Below are 19503 nucleotides of genomic sequence, written 5' to 3' on the forward strand. Positions count from 1 at the left end.
CAGACAAATGAGCGCTTCGCCAAGCCACTGCGCGCAGGCTGGGCCACTGTGTCGTTGAAACGACCACATACAAAAACGGCCCATCCGAAGATGAGCCGTCTGGCACCCGGCGCGACAGGATCAGTCCTGGCGGCTGGTCACTTCCAGCAGGTGATAGCCGAACTGAGTCTTTACCGGACCCTGAACGGTGTTCACCGGAGCACTGAATACGACAGTGTCGAATTCCTTGACCATCTGGCCTGGACCGAACGAACCCAGGTCACCGCCTTGACGGCTCGACGGGCAGCTGGAATTGGCCTTGGCGATTTCAGCGAAATCAGCGCCGCCTTCGATCTGCGCCTTGAGTTCGTTGCATTTTTCTTCGCTCGAAACAAGGATGTGGCGGGCAGTGGCTTTAGCCATGGGGAATAATCTCCTGTGAAAAAAAAGAAACAGCCTACCGGATTCAGTGCGGTATTTCCCGACAAAGTTCCTTCGCTCTGTTTATCTGTAACGCAGGCGGTCAACCGCACGACGCAGCAGGCGTTCGGTGCCTTCCCAGCCAAGGCAGCCATCGGTGACCGAAACGCCGTACTGCAGCGTTCCGCCCAATGCCTGGCAGCCGTCGAACAGGTGGCTCTCGATCATCATGCCGATCAGCGAGGTGTTGCCTGACAAGCGCTGTTCCAGCACGTCCTCGAACACGCCTGGCTGACGCAGCGGGTCCTTGCCACTGTTGGCGTGGCTGCAATCGACCATGATTCGCGACGCGACATTATTCTTGCTCAGGCTCGCCTGGACCTTGGCCACACTCTGCTGATCGTAATTGGGGCCGCCGTGACCGCCGCGCAGCACAATGTGCGTATCCGGATTGCCTTGTGTCTCGATAATCGCCGGGTGGCCATGACGGTCCATGCCAAAGTGGCGATGTGGATGCGCAGCCGAACGCATCGCGTCGCTGGCCACCGTCACGCCGCCGTCAGTACCGTTCTTGAACCCGACAGCCATGGGCAGGCCGCTGGCCATTTCCCTATGGATCTGCGATTCGGTGGTGCGAGCGCCAATCGCGACCCAACTGAGCAGATCGTCGAAGTAGCCCGCCGCCATGGGTTGTAGTATCTCGGTGGCGATCGGCAGGCCCAGCCCCAGCATCTCCAGCATCAATTGCCGCGACAGCGTCAGGCCCTCGGCCATGTCGTCACTGCCGTCAAGGCGCGGATCGTAAGCCAGGCCTTTCCAGCCCACGGTCGTGCGCGGTTTTTCGACGTAAGCGCGCATTATCAGCAGCATCTGATCACTGACTTGCGCGGCAAGGTCGGCCAGTCGCTCAGCGTATTCAAGGGCGGATCGAGGGTCGTGGATCGAGCAGGGGCCGACGATGACCAGCAGTCGCGAGTCTTGGCCTTCAAGGATGGCGCGTACGGCGCGGCGATGGGCGACAACCTGTTCGGTGAGCGCTGCGCCGAGGGGCAGACGCATCTTCAATTCCAGAGTACCTGGCAGGCGTTTCGAGGCGGGGCTGTTGTCTGCCAGCTTGACGGCGTGGCTGGACAGGTCGGACGGGGTTACGGCAACGGACGAATTCATGTTCTGGCTTCCTGGGCTGGCGGGACGCTCCCGCGCAGACCCTACTGGGGTGTTCGACAAAGGCTTTCTAGAACCGGAGGTATGTGCTTGCCACCTGGCAGTGACCGAACGGAGGCGGCAGGCTGTCCCGAACGGAGGTGGCTAAATCGCCAGGCAAAATCGATGTCGTTGCGGTAATAAGTGGCGTAGTTCATGTCGTGATCCTCGATGCAATGCAGATTGATTGTTTACGGCTGTTCTGGAACAGACCGTTGAAATACGTGGCCCTGAAAAAACAAAACCCCCGGTCGGGAAGCCGACCGGGGGTAGAGAATTCTCTGGTTGGCGTCCCCTTAACATGGGCGCCGGATGGGTATCAGGCGCGCCAGTGGCTAAACCAATACCCATAATAAGAATCAACGGATGCGCTCACCGAAGCCGTCTGCACAGCCATGTCGCGCGCGCGGCAAGCAATGCCGTTGGCAACGTCGAGTAGCGGTGAAGTGGATTGCAGCATGGTGGGTCTCCGTAGATTGAGGGCAAGCTTACTTCAGGAAAGCAGGCGCCTACAATTGGAAAATTCAATCAGCGGGATTATCGATTTCTGCGAAGGCAGGCAGGTGGATTCCCTGTAGCGACAGCGAACCGCTCAACGGTTGATGGCATGTGGCATCCGGGCGGGCTATTTTACCCGCAACCCTGTATACCTTAATCATCAGGCAACGGCTTTGGCGTTTTGTCCGGGATGCGTTGTCGCCAGCCAATAACGGCTATTCTTCACGTGCTTGTTCATGCAGGGCTTCCGTGTCGGGGATCGTCCCGATCTTCATGCCCAGCAGTACAGCTACCTTATGCGCTTCACCACGCCTTCCTTTCTTGCGTCCTGCCAGTACCTGGTAAGTGGTCGCGGGATCAATGCTGTTTTCACGAGCGAACTCCTGAACAGATTTGCCCTGTTGATCCAGCCAGGCCCTGGCTTGTGCGGCGGTGCGTATTCCGGGCATAGTTCAAAACCGTTCAAATCTATTCAATTCCGCGGGATTCTAACATTCGTTAGGATGGCTACAACAGGATCATAGGTTCAAATGAGTGGAATCGGTTGCCGGTTGAGAAAGGAAAGAGAGCGCCTGAGGATGTCTCAGCGTACATTTGGTGAGATAGGAGGGGTCGAGGCCAACGCCCAAGGGAAGTACGAAAATGGTGATCGCGCGCCGAAGGCCGATTATCTGGCTGCGGTTGCGGCCAAAGGTGTTGACGTACTCTATGTGTTAACGGGGACGCGAACGCCAGTGCCGATCGACAACCTCAGTCTCATCGAAGAAAAGATCCTCGGCAATTACCGGGTGCTGGGCAAGGAAGATCAGGACGCTATCAGGCGCCTGACAACCACTATTGCCGAGCTTTCGGCGCCATCACCGGGCACTGCAAAGCTTCCATCGGGCAACTGATACAAGACCGGGACGCGCACAGCTCTGCCGTCCTGCCAAGACTTTTGCAGCCCTCCCGCATGCGCTTGCCATCATATTGATGTGAGACGGTGTTCGCAGTGCTAGGTCTGACTCGTTGTTTTTGTTATGGTGATTGGCATTCGTTATGACCGTTGCGCGAGGTGTCTGCTTGATTAAGGTGCTAGTTGTCGATGACCATGATCTTGTCCGGACAGGCATCACACGCATGCTGGCCGACATTGATGGTCTGCAGGTTGTCGGGCAGGCCGATTCCGGCGAGGAATCCCTGAAGAAAGCGCGCGAGCTAAAGCCTGACGTCGTATTGATGGACGTCAAGATGCCGGGCATCGGTGGGCTGGAAGCGACGCGCAAGATGCTGCGCAGCCACCCTGATATCAAGGTCGTCGCTGTTACCGTCTGTGAAGAAGATCCTTTCCCGACCCGTTTGCTGCAGGCTGGCGCTGCCGGTTACATGACCAAGGGTGCCGGGCTTGCCGAAATGGTCCAGGCCATTCGCCTGGTGTTTGCCGGTCAGCGTTACATCAGCCCGCAGATTGCCCAGCAGCTGGCGTTGAAGTCGTTTCAGCCGCAAGTCAACAATTCGCCGTTCGATCTGCTGTCCGAGCGCGAGATCCAGATTGCCCTGATGATTGTCGGCTGCCAGAAAGTCCAGACCATCTCGGACAAGCTGTGCCTTTCACCGAAAACCGTTAATACCTACCGATACCGTATCTTTGAAAAGCTCTCGATCAGCAGTGATGTTGAACTGGCTTTGCTCGCTGTACGTCACGGCATGGTTGATGCCAGCGCCTGAACATGACCCAGACATTTGATCCAAGTGCATTTCTCGCGACCTGTAGCGGTCGCCCTGGCGTCTACCGTATGTTCGACGCCGAAGCCACACTGCTTTACGTCGGCAAGGCCAAGAACCTCAAGAAGCGTCTTGCCAGCTACTTCCGCAAGACCGGGCACGCGCCCAAGACCGGAGCGCTGGTGTCGCGCATCGCCCAGATCGAAACCACCATCACGGGCAACGAAACCGAAGCGCTGTTGCTGGAGCAGACCCTCATCAAGGAGTGGCGGCCCCCGTACAACATTCTCCTGCGTGACGACAAGTCCTACCCCTATGTGTTTCTGTCCGATAACGCCTTTCCGCGGCTGAGCATTCATCGTGGCACCAAGAAGGCCAAGGGTCGATATTTCGGGCCTTACCCAAGTGCAGGCGCGATTCGCGAGAGCCTCAGCCTGCTGCAAAAGACTTTCCAGGTGCGGCAGTGCGAGGACAGCTACTTCAAGAACCGTACGCGTCCTTGCCTGCAATATCAGATCAAACGCTGCAAAGGGCCATGTGTCGGGCTGGTCGAGCCTGAGGTGTATGCCGAGGACGTACGTCACTCGGTGATGTTTCTCGAAGGGCGCAGCAATGCGCTGAGCGACGAACTGAACGCCTCCATGGAAAAAGCCGCGATGGCGCTCGATTTCGAACGCGCAGCCGAGTTGCGCGATCAGGTCGCCTTGTTGCGCCGCGTCCAGGATCAGCAAAGCATGGACGGCGGCACCGGCGATGTCGATGTGGTCGCCGCATTCGTCAATCCTGGCGGTGCCTGCGTGCACCTGATCAGCGTGCGGGGCGGGCGGGTGCTGGGCAGCAAGAACTTCTTTCCGCAGGTGGGCATAGAAGAGGAGGTCGGCGAAGTAATGTCGGCATTCCTGGCTCAGTATTTCCTCGGCGGCATCGACCGTGAGCTGCCCGGCGAAGTCATCGTCAATGTCATCAACGACGATTTCCCTGCGTTCGTCGACGCCGTCGAGGAGCTGCGCGGCGTCGAGATGGTCATCAGTCATCGCGTGCGCGGCACCCGGGCGCGCTGGCAGCAAATGGCTGTCACCAATGCCGAGCAGGCACTGACCGCGCGTCTGGCCAACCGTCAGCACGTTGCGTCGCGGTTCGAAGCGCTGGCCAAGGTGCTGGGTCTCGAAGACCCACCGATGCGTCTGGAATGCTACGACATCAGTCACTCCAGCGGTGAGGCGACCGTAGCGTCCTGCGTGGTGTTCGGCCCCGAAGGCCCGATCAAGTCCGATTACCGGCGTTTCAATATCGAAGGCGTAACGGCGGGCGACGACTATGCCGCCATGCACCAGGCGTTGACCCGGCGTTACAGCCGCATCAAGGCCGGGGAGGGCAAGTTGCCTGACGTGCTGCTGGTGGACGGCGGCAAGGGGCAGATGTCCATGGCGCGCGACGTGCTCAATGAATTACAGGTTCCTGAACTCATCCTGCTCGGTGTTGCCAAGGGCACTACGCGCAAGGCAGGTTTCGAGACGTTGTACCTGAACGACTCGGCGCATGAATTCACGCTGCCCGGCGACTCTCCGGCCCTGCATCTTATTCAGCAGATTCGCGACGAGGCACACCGTTTCGCAATCACCGGCCACCGTGCCCGCCGCGGCAAGACCCGGCGTACATCAACCCTTGAGGGCGTGGCGGGTGTCGGGCCGACCCGGCGTCGTGACCTGCTCAAACATTTCGGCGGATTGCAGGAATTGTCCCGTGCCAGCATCGATGAAATAGCAAAAGCACCCGGAATCAGCAAAAAGCTGGCAGAGTCGATTTATGCAAACCTGCACAGCGAGTAGAATGCTCGTTCACCTCGTAGCCAGTTGTGCCGATGAATATCCCTAATCTGATCACCGTACTACGCGTTTTACTGATTCCGATCTTCATTTTGTTGTTCTACATGCCTTATCACTGGAGCTACATGGCGGCCAGTGCAGTCTTTGCGTTCGCTGCGGCGACCGACTGGCTCGACGGGTATCTGGCCCGCCGTCTTGAACAAAGCACGCCCTTTGGCGCCTTTCTCGATCCGGTAGCAGACAAACTGATGGTGGCCGTGGCATTGGTGCTGCTGGTTCAGGCGCATGCCAATCTATGGCTGACGCTGCCCGCAGCGGTGATCATCGGCCGTGAAATCGTAATCTCTGCACTCCGCGAATGGATGGCGGAAATCGGCGCGCGTGCGCAGGTTGCCGTTTCCAACATGGGTAAATGGAAGACGGCGGCGCAGATGCTCGCGCTGGTCATTCTGCTCGGCAACCCGCCCGCCATCACCGTTTGGGTCATTCTCGGCTATGCGCTGCTGCTTATCGCTGCGGGGCTGACACTCTGGTCCATGGTGCAATACCTGAGGGCCGCATGGCCGCACCTCAGGACGACTGCAGAAAAAAAATAAGTTTTTGAATCAAAGGCTTGACGCCGCTATCTGAATCGCTAGAATAGCGCCCGTCATCAAGACAATGCGGGAATAGCTCAGTTGGTAGAGCACGACCTTGCCAAGGTCGGGGTCGCGAGTTCGAGTCTCGTTTCCCGCTCCAAATATTGATTTACTGAACCCTCCGGGCTTAGTGAGTCAGCAAAAAAAGACGCTCAGGCGTCTTTTTTCGTTTCTGCGGTAAGCAGTCCTTGTTTACCTTTCCGTACTGGAATTCCGCTTGGCCGAAGCTGGTTTTGCGTCCGGGACCGCACAGCTGTTGCTACTGCAACGGCGGCTGCCGTCAGGGTGGGGCAGCCAGGCAAGGTAAGGGCGCGAGCGGCAAAAAAGCCGGTAGCCCAGGTTGAACACGGGCCTCATGAATCGCCACGACAGCGGCGCGACCCACGCACCCAGGCCGGCCGCTCGCCAACTCCAGAGTGTCGCGTCCAGACCCTTGACCCACGTGCCATCGTTGAATCTGGCGTGCAGTAACGACTCCATATCCTCAAGTGTGAATCCCAGAGAAGTGGCGTCAAAGGCGTCATCACGAATATCCACGAACAAAAGCCGCTCAGGCTTTGCATGGGCGCGCAGGGTTCTGACCTCTCGGGCGCAGAGCGGGCAGTCACCATCAAAGTAAAGTGTCAGCGGCCATTCAAATTTCTTGTACATCGCTAATAGTCTTGTATAGGTTTTTTACACCTTATGCTCAAAAGACCGTGCTGACAATGGGCGGTGACTTTCGTCCGGGCCTTGGGTTTCGAGTAATGTTGATCCGGGCCGCGATCAGCGCCGCCCGGCGCGGGTACTCACGTCCACCCACACCGCCAGCACCAGAATGCCGCCCTTGACGATCATCTGCCAGTAACTGTCGACGTCGAGCATCGACATGCCGTTGTCGAGACTGGTGATGACCAGTGCGCCGAGCAGGGCGCCGTAGACAGTGCCTGAACCGCCACGCATGGACGTGCCGCCGATGAAGCATGCGGCGATGGCGTCGAGTTCGCCCATGTTGCCGGCCGAGGGCGAGCCGGCGGCCAGGCGTGCGGTGTTGACCAGCCCGGCGAACGCGCACATCACGCCCATGATGCCGAAGATCCACAGTTTCACGGCCTGTACGTTGATGCCGGACAGGCGCGTGGCTTCCATGTTGCTGCCGACGGCGTAGACGCGGCGTCCGAATACCGTCTGGCTGGTGACGTAACTGAACACGCCGAGCAGGACCAGCAACAGCAACACCGGAACGGGGATTCCGTCGTAGCTGTTGAGCACATAGACAAAGCCGCCCAGCACCGCGCCGATCAACACCACGCGCAACACATCACGAATCAGCGAATGCGCTGCCAGCCCGTGCAGCGCTCTGTTGCGCCGTTGTTTCCAGGTCAGGAACAGCGTCAGCGCCAGCAGCAGAATGCCGAGCCCGGTGCCTACCGCATGTGGCAGATAGCCCTGACCGATATAGACCAGCGACGGCGACACCGGGGCGATGGTCGTGCCGCCGGTGATCCCCAGCAGGACGCCACGAAACGCCAGCATGCCACCCAGCCCGACAATGAACGAGGGGATCCGCAGGTAGGCGGTCATGTAGCCGTTGGCCAGGCCGATCATCAGGCCGCACAGGGCCACCACACTCAGGTTCGCCAGCAGCGGCACGTGGTAAACCACATCCAGAATCGCCGCCAGGCCACCGAGCAGGCCAAGCAATGAGCCCACCGACAGGTCAATCTCGCCGCTGATGATCACCAGCACCATGCCGCAGGCCAGAATCCCGGTAATGGACATCTGTCGCAGCAGGTTGGACAAGTTGCGCGGCGTCAGGAAGCCGCCCTCGGTCTGCCAGCTGAAGAACAGCCAGATAACGGCTATGGCAATCACCAGCGCGAGCATTTTATAGCGGGTGAAGAACTGTTTGACCTGGTTCATCTACGCGGTCTTCCGGGCATTATTGTGAGGGGCATCGGAGTGGCTGAGTGCAGCGGCGAGCACCTGCTCCTGAGTCAGTTCATGGTTGATGAAGTCGCCGCGCAACTGACCGTCGCCAATCACCAGTACACGGTCGGACACGCCCAGCACTTCGGCCAGTTCTGAGGACACCATGATGATCGACACGCCCTCGGCTGCCAGCGCGCCCATCAGCTTGTAGATCTCGTACTTGGCACCGACATCGACGCCGCGGGTGGGCTCGTCGAGAATCAGAACGTGTGGGCGGGTGAGCAGCATCTTCGCCAGCACGGCTTTCTGCTGATTGCCGCCGGACAGGCTGGTGATCGGCAAAAACGGGTTGGCGGTCTTGAGGTGCATGCGCGAGATTTCCCGGTCGATGCTGCCCAGCTCGGCTTCAGCGTCGATACGGGTCATGTTCGAGTAGCTGTCGAGGACCGCGAGGGTGATGTTCTGGCCGACACCCAGGTCCGGAATGATGCCCTGGCGCTTGCGGTCTTCGGGGACCATGCACAGGCCGGCGCGGATCGATTTGAGCGGCGTGCGCGTATCGATAGCCTGGCCATCCAGCCATACTTCACCGCTGTATCGACCGGGATAGGCGCCGAACAGGGCTGACACCAGTTCGGTACGGCCCGCGCCCACCAGCCCGGCGATGCCGAGGATTTCCCCGCGCCTGAGGACGAACGATACGTCGTCGACCCGCTTGCGCCCGGGATTATCGACGTCATAGCAGGTGATATGCCGCGCTTCGAAGATCACCTCGCCGACATCATGCGGCTCGGTGGGATAGAGGTTGCTCATTTCGCGTCCGACCATCTGGGTGATGATCTTCGCAATGTCCATGTCCGCCATTGCGGTGGTTGCAATATGTTTGCCGTCGCGGATGACTGAGATGGTGTCGCACACGGCGGCCACTTCATCGAGCTTGTGCGAGATGTACACGCACGCGACCCCTTTAGCCTTCAGGTCGCGAATGATGTCCAGCAGCACCTCGATTTCGGAACGGGTCAGGGCCGAGGAGGGCTCGTCGAGAATCAACAGGCGCGCCTTCTTGTTCAGCGCCTTGGCGATTTCCACCAGTTGCTGGTAGCCGCCGCCATACTGGGAAACCGGCAGTGCCACGTTCATGTCAGGCACTTTGAGTTCACGCATCAACGACTCGGCGCGGTGGATCATGGCCGGATAATTCATGCGCCCGCCGGGAAGCGTCAGCTCGTGACCCATGAAGATGTTTTCGGCCACTGACAGGTCCGGGACCAGCGTCAGCTCCTGATGGATGATGACGATCCCGGCCGCTTCCGTGTCGCTGATCGATTGTGCCTTGAGCGGTTGGCCGTCCCACAGAACCTCGCCCTCCCAGGTGCCGTAGGGATAGACCGCCGAAAGGACTTTCATCAATGTCGACTTGCCCGCGCCGTTCTCGCCGCACAGGCCGACGCATTCGCCGGGCTTCACTGTGATATCGATGCCGTTGAGCGCTTTCACACCGCCAAAGGATTTGACGATGCCATTCATTTGCAACAGGTAGTCAGACATGGCGCAGGGCTCTACGAAGGTGTGATGGCTTGGCCTGAGCGACGACTCTGCCTAACCGCAGGGTCGTGCTCTGGCTTTCAGCGACGTATCAACGATCGAGGCTCATTGCCCGTCAATCTGCGCCTTGGTGTAGAACCCGTCTTTTTCCAGCAGGTCGATGTTGTCCTTGGTCAACGCTGTAGGCGTCAGCAGGATGGTGTCGACTTTCTTGCTGCCATTGTCGTATTGCGAACTGAAATCGGGTTTCTGGTTGCGTGCCAGTTGCACTGAAAGCTTGGCGGCTTCGCTGGCAATCAGTTTCAGCGGCTTGTAGACGGTCATGGTCTGGGTGCCATCGATGACCCGCTTGACCGCCGCGAGGTCCGCATCCTGGCCCGAGATAGGGACTTTGCCGGCCAGTTGCTGTGCGGCGAGGGCCTGGATCGCGCCGCCGGCAGTGGCGTCGTTGGAGGCGACGATGCCATCGATCTTGTTGTTATTACGCGTCAGGGCATTTTCAACAATGCTCAGGGCTTCGGTAGGGTTCCACTCCTTTACCCACTGCTGGCCGACGATCTTGATATCACCTCTGTCGATAGCCGGTTGTAGCGCTTTCATCTGGCCTTCACGCAGAATCTTGGCGTTGTTATCGGTGGGCGCGCCGCCCAGCAGGAAGTAATTGCCCTTGGGCGCTGCTTTCAGGACGCCGTTGGCCTGCATCTCGCCGACCTTTTCGTTATCGAAGGAAATGTACGCATCGATATCGGCATTGAGGATCAGCCGGTCATACGACACCACCCTGATCCTGGCCTTCTTGGCTTCGGCAACGGCATTGGTCAGCACGGTGGCGTTGAACGGCACGATGACGATCACATCGACGCCGCGAGCAATGAGGTTTTCTATCTGCGAAATCTGTTTCTGCTCATTGGCATCCGCCGATTGCACGAAGACCTTGGCGTCGAGCTTTTCCGCCGCCGCAACGAAGTAATCACGGTCGCGTGACCAGCGTTCCAGACGCAGGTCATCAATGGAAAAACCTATTTTCGGGTGCGCAGAGTCAGCGATCACCGGCAGGGACAGCAAGGCCAGCGCGCTGGCGAGCAGCGTACGTTTCAGGGTGTTCATAGGGTGCGTCCTTTTATTGTTGTTTGAGACACTTCTTGACTGGGCGATAACGATAGAACTGTAGAGCGTTGCCGGACGTCGCGTATGAAGATTTGTCGCCTGAATGTCACGGCGACGTCCAGCTAAGCCTGTCAGGCGTAGATAAAGCGATTGACCACACCTTCAAGCAGTTCCTGACGGCCACTGACGGCCTGCGGGTTCAGCTCGTTGGCGAAGGCGTGTTCGGCGAGCGACGCAAGGCTGAATTCGCCCGCCAGTACCGATTGGCCAAATGGCTGCTGCCAGCCTGCGTAGCGCTGGTCCTTGAAGTGCTGGAGTTTATCGTTCTGCACCATGGCCGCAGCACGCTCCAGCGCCAGGGCGAGGACATCCATCGCGGCAACGTGGCCGTGAAACAGGTCGATATCGTCGAGGCTCTGGCGACGCACCTTGGAGTCGAAATTGAAACCGCCGTTGGTGAAGCCGCCAGCCTTGAGGATCTCGTAGGTGGCGAGGGTCATCTCCTCGACGCTGTTGGGGAACTGGTCCGTGTCCCAGCCGTTCTGTGGGTCGCCACGGTTGGCGTCGATGCTGCCGAAGATCCCCAGCGAGACCGCTGTGGCGATTTCGTGGTGGAAGCTGTGTCCGGCCAGCGTGGCGTGGTTGGCTTCGATATTGACCTTGATCTCGTTTTCCAGGCCGTACTGCTGCAGAAAACCGAACACCGTGGCGCTGTCGTAATCGTACTGATGCTTGGTCGGCTCCTGTGGCTTGGGCTCGATCAGCAAATCACCCTTGAAACCGATCTTGTGCTTGTGTTCAACGACCATGCGCATGAAACGACCGAGTTGTTCGCGTTCACGCTTGAGGTCGGTATTGAGCAGGGTTTCGTAGCCTTCGCGACCGCCCCACAACACGTAGTTGGACCCTTTGAGACGCTGGGTGGCATTCATTGCGCTGAACACCTGGGTCGCGGCGTAGGCGAACACTTCCGGGTCCGGGTTGCTGGCAGCGCCTGCGGCGAAGCGTGGGTTGCTGAAGCAGTTGGCCGTGCCCCACAGCAGTTTTATGCCGCTCTGTTGCTGATGGCGCTCAAGATGATCGACCATGTGCGCGAAGTTGTGGCGATACTCCTTGAGTGAGGCGCCTTCCGGTGCCACATCGGTGTCGTGGAAGCTGTAGTAGTCGATGCCGAGCTTGGAGAAGAACTCGAACGCCGCTTCGGCCTTGCCGATGGCCAGTTGCATCGGGTCACCGGAACCTTGCCATGGGCGCTTGAAGGTGCCGACACCGAACATGTCGGCGCCCGGCCATACGAAGGTGTGCCAGTAGCAGGCCGCCATGCGCAAGTGCTCGCGCATGGGTTTGCCGAGGACCAGCTTGTCGGCGTCATAGTGGCGAAAGGCGAGGGGCGAGTCGCTGTCAGGGCCTTCATAGCGAACCCTGTCGACGTCGGGGAAGTACAGCATGAGCGTTTTCCTTATTGTTCTTGGCGGTGTCTGGATACTAGCAACGGCCCTGCATGCGCTGATTATGAAAATCGTCAACGTACAGTGCGATTTTGAGTGTTGAGATTCGTCGGTCAGTGGCCTAGTCTGCGGCCCACGTCGTCGTGCTTATCGAATCGGCATAAAAACAATGAAAACCGTACCTCCCGTTCACCGCATCGCGCTGTTGTTCAACGGCAGCAAGATTTATGACCGCGGCATCATCAGTGGCATCGGCAACTACCTCAGCAGCACCCGGGTGTCCTGGGACCTGTTCCTCGAGGAGGATTTCCTCTGTCGCCTGAAAGGCATCGAGCGCTGGCAGGGCGACGGGATCATTGCCGATTTCGATGACCCACTGATCGGCGAGGCATTGGCCGGGATCAAACTGCCGGTGGTAGCGGTGGGCGGGTCCTATCAGGACGAGCGCGCCTACCCGAAGGGCATTCCATATGTGGCGACTGACAATCATGCCTTGATCAAGGCAGCCTACGAGCACCTGATCGAGGCCGGGTTGACGCGCTTTGCCTGCTTCAGCCTGCCAGAAGCGCAAGCCAATCGCTGGGCCCAGGAGCGCGAGCAGGCCTTTCGCCGCTTGCTGCAACGCGACGGCCTGCACGCCGAGGTCTATCGTGGCCTGGGCACCAGCGCGCCGCTCTGGGACAGCGCCGTAGAACAGCAGATTGCCTGGCTGCAAAGCCTGCCCAAGCCGATCGGCATCATCGCCGTGACCGACGCCCGCGCTCGTCAGCTATTGCAGGCCTGCCTGACCGCCGGAATTGCCGTCCCCGAACAGGTGGCCCTGATCGGCATCGACAATGATCCGTTGACCAGGACCCTCACTCGCGTGCCACTGAGCTCGGTCGTTCAAGGCACCGACACCATGGGTCGCACCGCTGCACGTCTGCTGCACCAGATGCTGCACGGCATGCCGTCCTCGGGTACACACATTCTGATACCGCCGGACACTGTCAACGTGCAGGCTTCGAGTCTGCATCAGCCCTTGGGTGACCCCTATGTCATGCAGGCGCTGCTGTTTATCCGGCAGTATGCGTGCCAAGGCATCAAGACTGCACAGGTAGCCGCTTACGTGGGCGTTTCGCGCTCGTCACTGGAGTCACACTTTCGCCGCGTAAGGGGCTGCAGCGTGCATGACGAGATCCTGCGTTTCAAACTGGCCGCCGCTGCTAACGGACTGGAAAACACCGGGCTGGCCATTGCCGAGATCGCCCGTGATTGTGGTTTCCGGTCTGCGCAATACCTGCACACCGTGTTTCGTCGCGAGTTCGGCTGCACGCCGCGAGAGTACCAGCAGGGTGGCGGTGCGGCGGCGTCATGAACGCAGGAGGCCTGGGCGGTGAGCGAAAGGCTTTGAATGCATTCCTTCCTATACCCCTTATAACAGTACCGAATGGTTCGCTTAAGTTGACAGTTTCCAAGCGTCCGGGCTAAAACATACACCTTGGTACAGTTATGAACGAGTCACCAGTCTTCACATGCACTATGGGACGTAGGGGATAGAGACGATGCAGTTGCATGAAATATTGACCATTCACCTGCGTATCGATAAGCCGCAATTGCTTTGCGACCCTTCGAAGATGCAGCGCAGCAGCTGTGAAATACGGGGTGGAGAGTTTCGTGGCGAGCGATTGCAGGGGCAGGTACTTCCTGGAGGCAGTCTTTATCTGGTGCCCCAGGGCGACGACCTTGCGCGTGTCAGCTTGTACTACACCTTGTTCACTGATCACGGAGTAAACATAGAGGTAGTGGGCGAGGGACTCCTGGCAGGGCATGAAACGGACCGGGCGCCTTTGACCGAATCGCGTTTTACATGCAGCAAGCAGTTCAGCGTACCTACCGGTGCGCATGATCACTTGCAGCGCAATCTGTACGTCGGCAGGGTGAGCATCAAGTCGGGGGATGACAGCCTGCGTGTCAGCATTTTTCAGGTCAACGACCGGCAAGCAGACATTGAAAAAAACAGCTGATGTGAAGAAGCGCAGCGAGCTTTATTTTCGACGGCGTGAGGCTGGTCTTTCCCCCACGCCGACGTCTTTGTGTCTTATGCGGTCATGTCATGAGCCGGCTCATCCGGCAAAAAAGCTCAAGCCCTTGCCGACCGCACACTCATAACTCACCGGAGTGCCCACCTGTTGATAACCAGGAACATTCAGCGTGGTCATGCTGAATGTGGCGGTGCCGTTTGGGCGTATCTGATAACGAATGAATTGCTCGATGGGCTTGTTATCGCGATCGAGGCTGAAGTGGGTGTCCGAAAATGCCAGGGTGCCGTCTGGGGTGATGCGGTAAGCATCAATGCGTTTGCCGCCTTTGGTTTTGGACGGCTCGGCACCGGCGATCGAGGATTTGCATTGTCCCAGATCGATCACCACAGCGACCGATTCTCCAGTGTTCAACGCCTGGGTGATGGCGGAGTAGGTGGGTAGCGCGTCGCCTGCGCAAGCGAGGCCAGGCAGTGAGAAAGCAAGCAGTGCAGCGGCGTAGCAATGTTTCATGGCAGCTCCAGGAAGTCAGTCTGAAGGGGGAAAGATCCGTCCATCTCGCGATTATCGAGCGTCGCGAAACCTACCATAAGCTTCGATTCGGGTGGGCCTTGATAACAGTGGCACCTCGCTGTCCGGAGCATCTTCATCCTTTTTCCTGTTCTGCCGATAGGAATGACGGTACTCATTTATTTACCGGTCACGGGAAGGGGATTGAAGATGCTGAGACAGCTGAAAATAGCCGCGCGGACCTCCGCCTGCTTTGCGTTGATGGTGGTGCTGGTGTTCGGGCTTGGTATTTTCAGCATTCAGCAATTGCACGGTATTCGTGAGCAATCGCTTGAAATCGAAAACGACGCGCTTCCAGGGATTGCGCTGGGTGACGATATTGCCCTGGCGGTCGAGAAAACCCGCACCACCGTGGCCAAAATGCTTGCCACGCATGATCTTGCGCAGGTGGCTCTGGCTCACACCGAGCTCCTTGAAAAGAAGGCCGGGTTCCAAAAGGCCGTAGAGGCCTACGACCCGCTCATCACCGAGGATGACGAGCGCGCACTCGTCGAGGGACTGAAGAGCACTTATCAGGGCTACATCGAGCGTGCCGAGAAGGTCTATACGCTGATCAACGAGAACCAGGCAGAGGCCGGAAGGGCGCTCGTCTGGGGCGAGATGAAGGCCATGGCGGAAAGCATCGAAGCCGCCCTGGGCAAGCTGGAAAAGATCAATGATGACTCCGAAGCCGAATCCAGCGCTGCAGCGACGTCGGTGTATGAGAACGCCCTGATCGTCACTTATGGGGTCATGTTTCTGACGGTGTTGTTGACCGGATTGCTTGCCTGGCGTCTGACCAAAAGTCTCGCAGTGCCGATCAGTCAGGCGCTGCACAGCTCGGAAACCATTGCCGCGGGCGACCTGCGTCCCAGCGCAATCAACCGTGAGGGCACTGATGAGGCGGCCCTGTTGCTGCAATCGATGGAGCGCATGCGCGGCAATTTGAGCCAGACCCTGACCCAGGTGGGCGATGCCGCTCACCAGTTGGCGTCGGCCACGGAAGAAATGAGCGCCCTGATGGTCAACAGCAACGCCGATCTGGTGGTGCAGAACAGCGAAATCGAAATGGCCGCCACCGCAGTCACCGAGATGAGTCAGGCGGTCGATGAAGTGGCGCGTAATGCGGTGACCACTTCGGTGGAATCCAAAGCCTCTTCGGTGTCGGCCCGCGAAGGTCAGGAAGAGCTCAATCAAACCGTCCAGTCGATCCTTGAACTGACCCGAAATGTTGGTACGGCATCCGTCGAGGCGCAGGCGCTGGCAACCCGCACGCTGGATATCACCAAGGTTCTGGATGTTATTCGCGCAGTGTCCGAGCAAACCAACCTGCTGGCCCTCAACGCTTCCATCGAAGCGGCACGCGCGGGCGATGCCGGGCGGGGTTTTGCCGTGGTCGCCGACGAGGTGCGCGCTCTGGCCCACCGTACCAGCGAATCGACTCGCGAGATCGAAACCATGGTCGGGCACATCCAGCAGGGCACCAAAAGTACTCTGGTCGCGCTTGAAGTCAGTACCGACCAGGCGCAACGCACCAAACAACAGGCCGAGTCGGCCAACGCTGTGCTGGCCAGCATCGCCAGTTCGGTCATGGTCATCGATGAGCGCAACACGGTGATCGCCAGCGCCTCCGAAGAACAAGCGCTGGTTGCGCGGGAAGTGGACCGCAACTTGGTGCGCATTCGTGACTTGTCGGCACAATCAGCGGTGCGCACCAGCCAGACCGGCAGTGCCAGCCAGTCGCTGGCCGAGCTGGCGAGTGACCTGACGACTACGCTGGGGCAGTTCAAGCTCAGATAACACGCTCCTGTAGCAAGCACGCTCCCGCATCGATTCGCTGTTGTCCGGGCAACAGCGAACCGACAATGTGTTCGGCGTTTGCGCCGGTAAAACCTGGCTACTGCGCACCCACACCATCCAGCGCAACAGCTTGAAACCGCCTGGCGCCGGGCCTCGCGCCATCGCAAGGCGCAGCGCAAAGCTTTGGGCATGACCTGTGCACTGCCGATCAGGATTGTTTTCCTGAGCCAGCGGAGCCACCCGAATGCCTGATGCCGTCCCGACCTCCAAGACCAACCGCCTGCATGCAATAGGGCACACTCTGGTGCTGACCCTGTTGGCCACCAGCCTCGTCGCAACCGCGTATGCCGAGGACAGCGACGTGCCTTCGCTGGCCGGCAAACGCATAGCGATCAGCATGACCGGCACCAGTCACTACTTCGATATCAAGGCCTTCCAGGCGCAGGTGGATGAGGTCAAGCGCCTGGGCGGCACGCCCATCACGCTCGATGCCGGTCGCAACGACAAGAATCTGGTCAATCAATTGCAGACTGTGGTCACGCAAAAGCCCGATGCGGTGATCCAGACCCTCGGCACCCTCAGTGTTATCGACCCTTGGCTCAAGCGCATCAGCAAGGCGGGTATTCCGCTGTTCACCATCGATGCGCCCTCGCAATACAGCCTCAACAACACCACGTCCGACAACGTGGCCACCGGCAAGGCATTGGCCGGGCAACTGATCAAGGACGCAGGTGGCCAGGGTAACGTGCTGGTGTTCAATGGCTTTTATGGCGTGCCGGTCTGCGCCATTCGTTATGACCAGCTCAAGTTGGCGCTCAAGGATCATCCGCAGCTGAAAATCATCGAGCCCGAGTTGCGCGATGTCATTCCCAACACGGTTCAGGACGCCTACTCGCAAGTCTCGGCGTTGCTCAATAAGTACCCCAAAGGCAGTGTTTCGGCGATCTGGGCCGCCTGGGACATCCCGCAACTGGGCGCCAGCAAGGCACTGATCGATGCCGGCAGAACCGAAATCAAGACCTACGGCGTCGACGGCACGCCGGAAGTGCTCGAGCTGATGCGCCGCGAAGATTCGCCGGTGGGTGCCGTGGTTGCCCAGCAGCCTGCATTGATCGGCAAGACCGCGGTGCAGAACGTCGCCCGTTACCTGGCCGGACAGCACGATCTGCCAAAGGAGACCCAGGTGCCCACCTTGCTGACCACGGCCGCCAATCTGCCGGACGTGCAAAAGCTCAGAGGCGATAACTGACGCGGGAGATCAATCATGAGATCAGCGATTGCAGACGTTGCGGCGCTGCCACCGGCCTTGCACTTGAAGGGTATCAGCAAGCGCTTTGGCGCCACCCAGGCGCTGGATGGCGTAAACCTTAAGGTCGAGGCCGGAACGATTCACGGGCTGGTGGGTGAAAACGGGGCGGGCAAGTCGACCCTGATCAAGGTTCTCGCCGGTATTCATCGCGCCGATGCCGGCCGCTTGAGTATTCATGGCCAGCCGTTCGACAGTTTCACGCCGCGTCAGGTCGAGGCCGCAGGCGTGCATTTCATTCATCAGGAGCGACTGCTGCCGGGCAGCTTCAGCGTCGGAGAGGCGCTGTTTTTCGGGCAGGAAATCAAGCGTGGCCCCTTCGTCGATCGCCGCGCCCAAGAGCGTGAGGCGGCAAGACTTCTGGACGATTACTTTGCCATGCGCCTGCCCGCCGCGGCGCTGGTACGCGATCTGGACAGCGCCCAGCGACAGATACTGCAGATCACTCGCGCGTTGCTGGCCAGGCCGAAGGTGCTGGTGTTCGACGAGCCGAGTGTGTCACTGGTCAAGCAGGAGGTGGACCGCTTGCTGGACATCGTTCGACGCCTGCGCGATGAAGGGCTGACCATTGTCTACATTTCCCACTACTTGCAAGAGATCGAATCGCTGTGTGATCAGGTCACCGTGCTGCGTAACGGCCGCGATGTGGCGGTGGTCGATCCGGCACTCACCAGCACTGCGCAGATCGCCCGGCTGATGGTCAATCGGGAGGTCGGCGAGCAATATTTTCGTGCCCGGACATCACCCGGCACGCCCGTGCTGCAACTGCGCGGGCTGGCGGCAGGGCGCTTTTACAACGGCGTTGACCTGAGCGTGCGGCGTGGCGAAGTGCTGGGCCTGACCGGGCTGGTCGGCTCGGGTGCCAAGGAGCTGCTCAAGAGCCTGTTCGGGCTGCTCAAGCCGGATCGCGGCGAACTGTTGTTGAACGGTCAGCCGTTGCAGCTGAAATCACCGCGTGACGCGGTAAGGAATGGCATCGCGCTGGTCCCCGAGGAGCGCCGCACGCATGGCGTGGCACCGGCGCTTTCGGTGCTGGAGAACATCACGCTGGCCAGCCTGGGGCGCTTCAGCCGCTGGGGAATGCTCGACGCTGCGGCGCAGGCCGGGGAAAGCCAACACCTGATCGATGAACTGGCAATCAAGACCTCAGGCCATGATGCGCCCGTGCACGCGCTCAGCGGTGGCAACCAGCAGAAGGTTGCGCTGGGCAAATGGCTGAGCCGCCATTCGACGTTATACCTGCTGGACGAGCCCAGCGTTGGCGTCGACATCGGCGCCAAGGTGGAGATCTACCGATTGATTGCCCGGCTTGCCGAGGGCGGCGCGGCGGTGCTGGTGCTGTCGTCGGACTTGCCGGAGCTGATCGGCATCACTCAGCGCATTGTGGTCCTGCACAGAGGACGCATTGCAGGCGAATTCGACTCACTGAGCACCGACAGCGACCAGCTGCTGGCCTGCGCCACGGGCGCCAGTGAAAGCGACCATGACAGCCAAGCACTCCCTGCGGAGGCCCATTATGTCCGCGCTTGATCTATCAATCGCACAGGC

General features: G+C 59.4%; 19 protein-coding genes, 1 tRNA gene and 1 pseudogene. 11 read left to right on the forward strand and 10 right to left on the reverse strand.

The window, feature by feature from the left end; translation table 11 throughout:
• Positions 1 to 120: 120 nt before the first annotated feature.
• The 4 genes from LIX91_RS06370 to LIX91_RS06385 form a co-directional block, all read right to left on the reverse strand.
• Positions 121 to 402, reverse strand: coding sequence for a peptidylprolyl isomerase (locus tag LIX91_RS06370; RefSeq protein WP_002553340.1), 282 nt, complete (start codon positions 400 to 402; stop codon positions 121 to 123).
• An 81-nt stretch (positions 403 to 483) separates the two neighbouring features.
• Entirely contained in the window at positions 484 to 1566 is a 1083-nt protein-coding gene (locus LIX91_RS06375) for a 3-deoxy-7-phosphoheptulonate synthase (RefSeq protein WP_226488175.1), read from the reverse strand.
• A gap of 355 nt (positions 1567 to 1921) precedes the next feature.
• The gene (locus LIX91_RS06380) at positions 1922 to 2062 is read right to left on the reverse strand and encodes a hypothetical protein (protein WP_226488176.1); all 141 of its coding nucleotides are present in this window, start codon (positions 2060 to 2062) and stop codon (positions 1922 to 1924) included.
• Positions 2063 to 2315: 253 nt separating this feature from the next.
• Entirely contained in the window at positions 2316 to 2549 is a 234-nt protein-coding gene (locus tag LIX91_RS06385; protein ID WP_032698596.1) for a DNA-binding protein, read from the reverse strand.
• A 129-nt stretch (positions 2550 to 2678) separates the two neighbouring features.
• On the opposite strand from LIX91_RS06385, the gene LIX91_RS06390 reads away from it, so the two are divergent.
• The 5 genes from LIX91_RS06390 to LIX91_RS06410 all read left to right on the forward strand — a co-directional run bounded on the left by LIX91_RS06390 (position 2679) and on the right by LIX91_RS06410 (position 6368).
• Positions 2679 to 2993: a helix-turn-helix domain-containing protein gene (locus LIX91_RS06390; RefSeq protein ID WP_003400847.1), complete on the forward strand. Its 315-nt coding sequence runs from the start codon at positions 2679 to 2681 to the stop codon at positions 2991 to 2993.
• A gap of 169 nt (positions 2994 to 3162) precedes the next feature.
• The gene (gene uvrY / locus LIX91_RS06395; RefSeq protein WP_002553344.1) at positions 3163 to 3807 is read left to right on the forward strand and encodes a UvrY/SirA/GacA family response regulator transcription factor; all 645 of its coding nucleotides are present in this window, start codon (positions 3163 to 3165) and stop codon (positions 3805 to 3807) included.
• Between the two features lie 2 nt (positions 3808 to 3809).
• Positions 3810 to 5633, forward strand: coding sequence for an excinuclease ABC subunit UvrC (gene uvrC, locus LIX91_RS06400; RefSeq protein WP_003400849.1), 1824 nt, complete (start codon positions 3810 to 3812; stop codon positions 5631 to 5633).
• Positions 5634 to 5665: 32 nt separating this feature from the next.
• The gene (gene pgsA / locus LIX91_RS06405; RefSeq protein WP_003410850.1) at positions 5666 to 6226 is read left to right on the forward strand and encodes a CDP-diacylglycerol--glycerol-3-phosphate 3-phosphatidyltransferase; all 561 of its coding nucleotides are present in this window, start codon (positions 5666 to 5668) and stop codon (positions 6224 to 6226) included.
• Positions 6227 to 6292: 66 nt separating this feature from the next.
• Positions 6293 to 6368: transfer RNA gene (locus LIX91_RS06410), tRNA-Gly, on the forward strand.
• A 92-nt stretch (positions 6369 to 6460) separates the two neighbouring features.
• Here LIX91_RS06410 and LIX91_RS06415 read toward each other — a convergent pair.
• From LIX91_RS06415 to xylA, 5 genes are all read right to left on the reverse strand, one after another.
• Positions 6461 to 6919, reverse strand: a complete 459-nt coding sequence (locus tag LIX91_RS06415) for a thiol-disulfide oxidoreductase DCC family protein (protein ID WP_032702917.1) — start codon at positions 6917 to 6919, stop codon at positions 6461 to 6463.
• Positions 6920 to 7033: 114 nt separating this feature from the next.
• Positions 7034 to 8170 carry a sugar ABC transporter permease gene (locus tag LIX91_RS06420; RefSeq protein WP_003400873.1) on the reverse strand — a complete coding sequence of 379 codons (1137 nt, stop codon included), beginning with the start codon at positions 8168 to 8170 and terminating at the stop codon, positions 7034 to 7036.
• On the reverse strand, positions 8171 to 9727 hold the full coding sequence (gene xylG / locus LIX91_RS06425; RefSeq protein WP_226488177.1) for a D-xylose ABC transporter ATP-binding protein: 1557 nt from the start codon (positions 9725 to 9727) through the stop codon (positions 8171 to 8173).
• A 102-nt stretch (positions 9728 to 9829) separates the two neighbouring features.
• Complete coding sequence (gene xylF, locus LIX91_RS06430) at positions 9830 to 10831, reverse strand: D-xylose ABC transporter substrate-binding protein (RefSeq protein ID WP_226488178.1); 1002 nt, start codon at positions 10829 to 10831, stop codon at positions 9830 to 9832.
• Between the two features lie 131 nt (positions 10832 to 10962).
• Positions 10963 to 12279 carry a xylose isomerase gene (gene xylA, locus LIX91_RS06435; protein ID WP_103697096.1) on the reverse strand — a complete coding sequence of 439 codons (1317 nt, stop codon included), beginning with the start codon at positions 12277 to 12279 and terminating at the stop codon, positions 10963 to 10965.
• A gap of 169 nt (positions 12280 to 12448) precedes the next feature.
• On the opposite strand from xylA, the gene LIX91_RS06440 reads away from it, so the two are divergent.
• The gene (locus LIX91_RS06440) at positions 12449 to 13636 is read left to right on the forward strand and encodes a XylR family transcriptional regulator (RefSeq protein ID WP_003364299.1); all 1188 of its coding nucleotides are present in this window, start codon (positions 12449 to 12451) and stop codon (positions 13634 to 13636) included.
• Positions 13637 to 13814: 178 nt separating this feature from the next.
• A complete protein-coding gene (locus LIX91_RS06445; protein ID WP_100071751.1) occupies positions 13815 to 14285 on the forward strand; it encodes a DUF3237 family protein in 471 nt (156 codons plus the stop codon).
• Positions 14286 to 14384: 99 nt separating this feature from the next.
• Here LIX91_RS06445 and LIX91_RS06450 read toward each other — a convergent pair whose 3' ends face one another.
• A complete protein-coding gene (locus LIX91_RS06450; RefSeq protein ID WP_003416999.1) occupies positions 14385 to 14813 on the reverse strand; it encodes a VirK family protein in 429 nt (142 codons plus the stop codon).
• A 258-nt stretch (positions 14814 to 15071) separates the two neighbouring features.
• On the opposite strand from LIX91_RS06450, the pseudogene LIX91_RS25710 reads away from it, so the two are divergent.
• From LIX91_RS25710 to LIX91_RS06465, 4 genes and pseudogenes are all read left to right on the forward strand, one after another.
• Positions 15072 to 15497: pseudogene (locus tag LIX91_RS25710) on the forward strand (MCP four helix bundle domain-containing protein); the annotation flags it as partial.
• Complete coding sequence (locus tag LIX91_RS06455; RefSeq protein ID WP_410524747.1) at positions 15480 to 16649, forward strand: methyl-accepting chemotaxis protein; 1170 nt, start codon at positions 15480 to 15482, stop codon at positions 16647 to 16649. The pseudogene LIX91_RS25710 and the gene LIX91_RS06455, both read left to right, overlap by 18 nt.
• 244 nt (positions 16650 to 16893) lie before the next feature.
• Positions 16894 to 17898 carry a sugar ABC transporter substrate-binding protein gene (locus LIX91_RS06460; protein ID WP_226488180.1) on the forward strand — a complete coding sequence of 335 codons (1005 nt, stop codon included), beginning with the start codon at positions 16894 to 16896 and terminating at the stop codon, positions 17896 to 17898.
• Positions 17899 to 17913: 15 nt separating this feature from the next.
• Entirely contained in the window at positions 17914 to 19485 is a 1572-nt protein-coding gene (locus LIX91_RS06465) for a sugar ABC transporter ATP-binding protein (RefSeq protein WP_226488181.1), read from the forward strand.
• Positions 19486 to 19503 lie beyond the last annotated feature (18 nt).

The sequence above is a fragment of the Pseudomonas sp. B20 genome, from assembly GCF_020515755.1.
Taxonomy (GTDB): Bacteria; Pseudomonadota; Gammaproteobacteria; order Pseudomonadales; family Pseudomonadaceae; genus Aquipseudomonas; species Aquipseudomonas syringae.

What these genes read in the sequence shown, in the direction of transcription:
- uvrC (WP_003400849.1), top strand. Translation starts at nt 3,810, where the DNA reads ATGACCCAGACATTTGATCCAAGTGCATTTCTCGCGACCTGTAGCGGT.
- LIX91_RS06420 (WP_003400873.1), bottom strand. Translation starts at nt 8,170, where the DNA reads ATGAACCAGGTCAAACAGTTCTTCACCCGCTATAAAATGCTCGCGCTG.
- LIX91_RS06375 (WP_226488175.1), bottom strand. Translation starts at nt 1,566, where the DNA reads ATGAATTCGTCCGTTGCCGTAACCCCGTCCGACCTGTCCAGCCACGCC.
- LIX91_RS06455 (WP_410524747.1), top strand. Translation starts at nt 15,480, where the DNA reads ATGGCGGAAAGCATCGAAGCCGCCCTGGGCAAGCTGGAAAAGATCAAT.
- LIX91_RS06465 (WP_226488181.1), top strand. Translation starts at nt 17,914, where the DNA reads ATGAGATCAGCGATTGCAGACGTTGCGGCGCTGCCACCGGCCTTGCAC.
- LIX91_RS06460 (WP_226488180.1), top strand. Translation starts at nt 16,894, where the DNA reads ATGCCTGATGCCGTCCCGACCTCCAAGACCAACCGCCTGCATGCAATA.
- LIX91_RS06370 (WP_002553340.1), bottom strand. Translation starts at nt 402, where the DNA reads ATGGCTAAAGCCACTGCCCGCCACATCCTTGTTTCGAGCGAAGAAAAA.
- LIX91_RS06390 (WP_003400847.1), top strand. Translation starts at nt 2,679, where the DNA reads ATGTCTCAGCGTACATTTGGTGAGATAGGAGGGGTCGAGGCCAACGCC.
- xylA (WP_103697096.1), bottom strand. Translation starts at nt 12,279, where the DNA reads ATGCTGTACTTCCCCGACGTCGACAGGGTTCGCTATGAAGGCCCTGAC.
- LIX91_RS06385 (WP_032698596.1), bottom strand. Translation starts at nt 2,549, where the DNA reads ATGCCCGGAATACGCACCGCCGCACAAGCCAGGGCCTGGCTGGATCAA.
- LIX91_RS06450 (WP_003416999.1), bottom strand. Translation starts at nt 14,813, where the DNA reads ATGAAACATTGCTACGCCGCTGCACTGCTTGCTTTCTCACTGCCTGGC.
- pgsA (WP_003410850.1), top strand. Translation starts at nt 5,666, where the DNA reads ATGAATATCCCTAATCTGATCACCGTACTACGCGTTTTACTGATTCCG.
- xylF (WP_226488178.1), bottom strand. Translation starts at nt 10,831, where the DNA reads ATGAACACCCTGAAACGTACGCTGCTCGCCAGCGCGCTGGCCTTGCTG.
- xylG (WP_226488177.1), bottom strand. Translation starts at nt 9,727, where the DNA reads ATGTCTGACTACCTGTTGCAAATGAATGGCATCGTCAAATCCTTTGGC.
- LIX91_RS06415 (WP_032702917.1), bottom strand. Translation starts at nt 6,919, where the DNA reads ATGTACAAGAAATTTGAATGGCCGCTGACACTTTACTTTGATGGTGAC.
- LIX91_RS06380 (WP_226488176.1), bottom strand. Translation starts at nt 2,062, where the DNA reads ATGCTGCAATCCACTTCACCGCTACTCGACGTTGCCAACGGCATTGCT.
- LIX91_RS06440 (WP_003364299.1), top strand. Translation starts at nt 12,449, where the DNA reads ATGAAAACCGTACCTCCCGTTCACCGCATCGCGCTGTTGTTCAACGGC.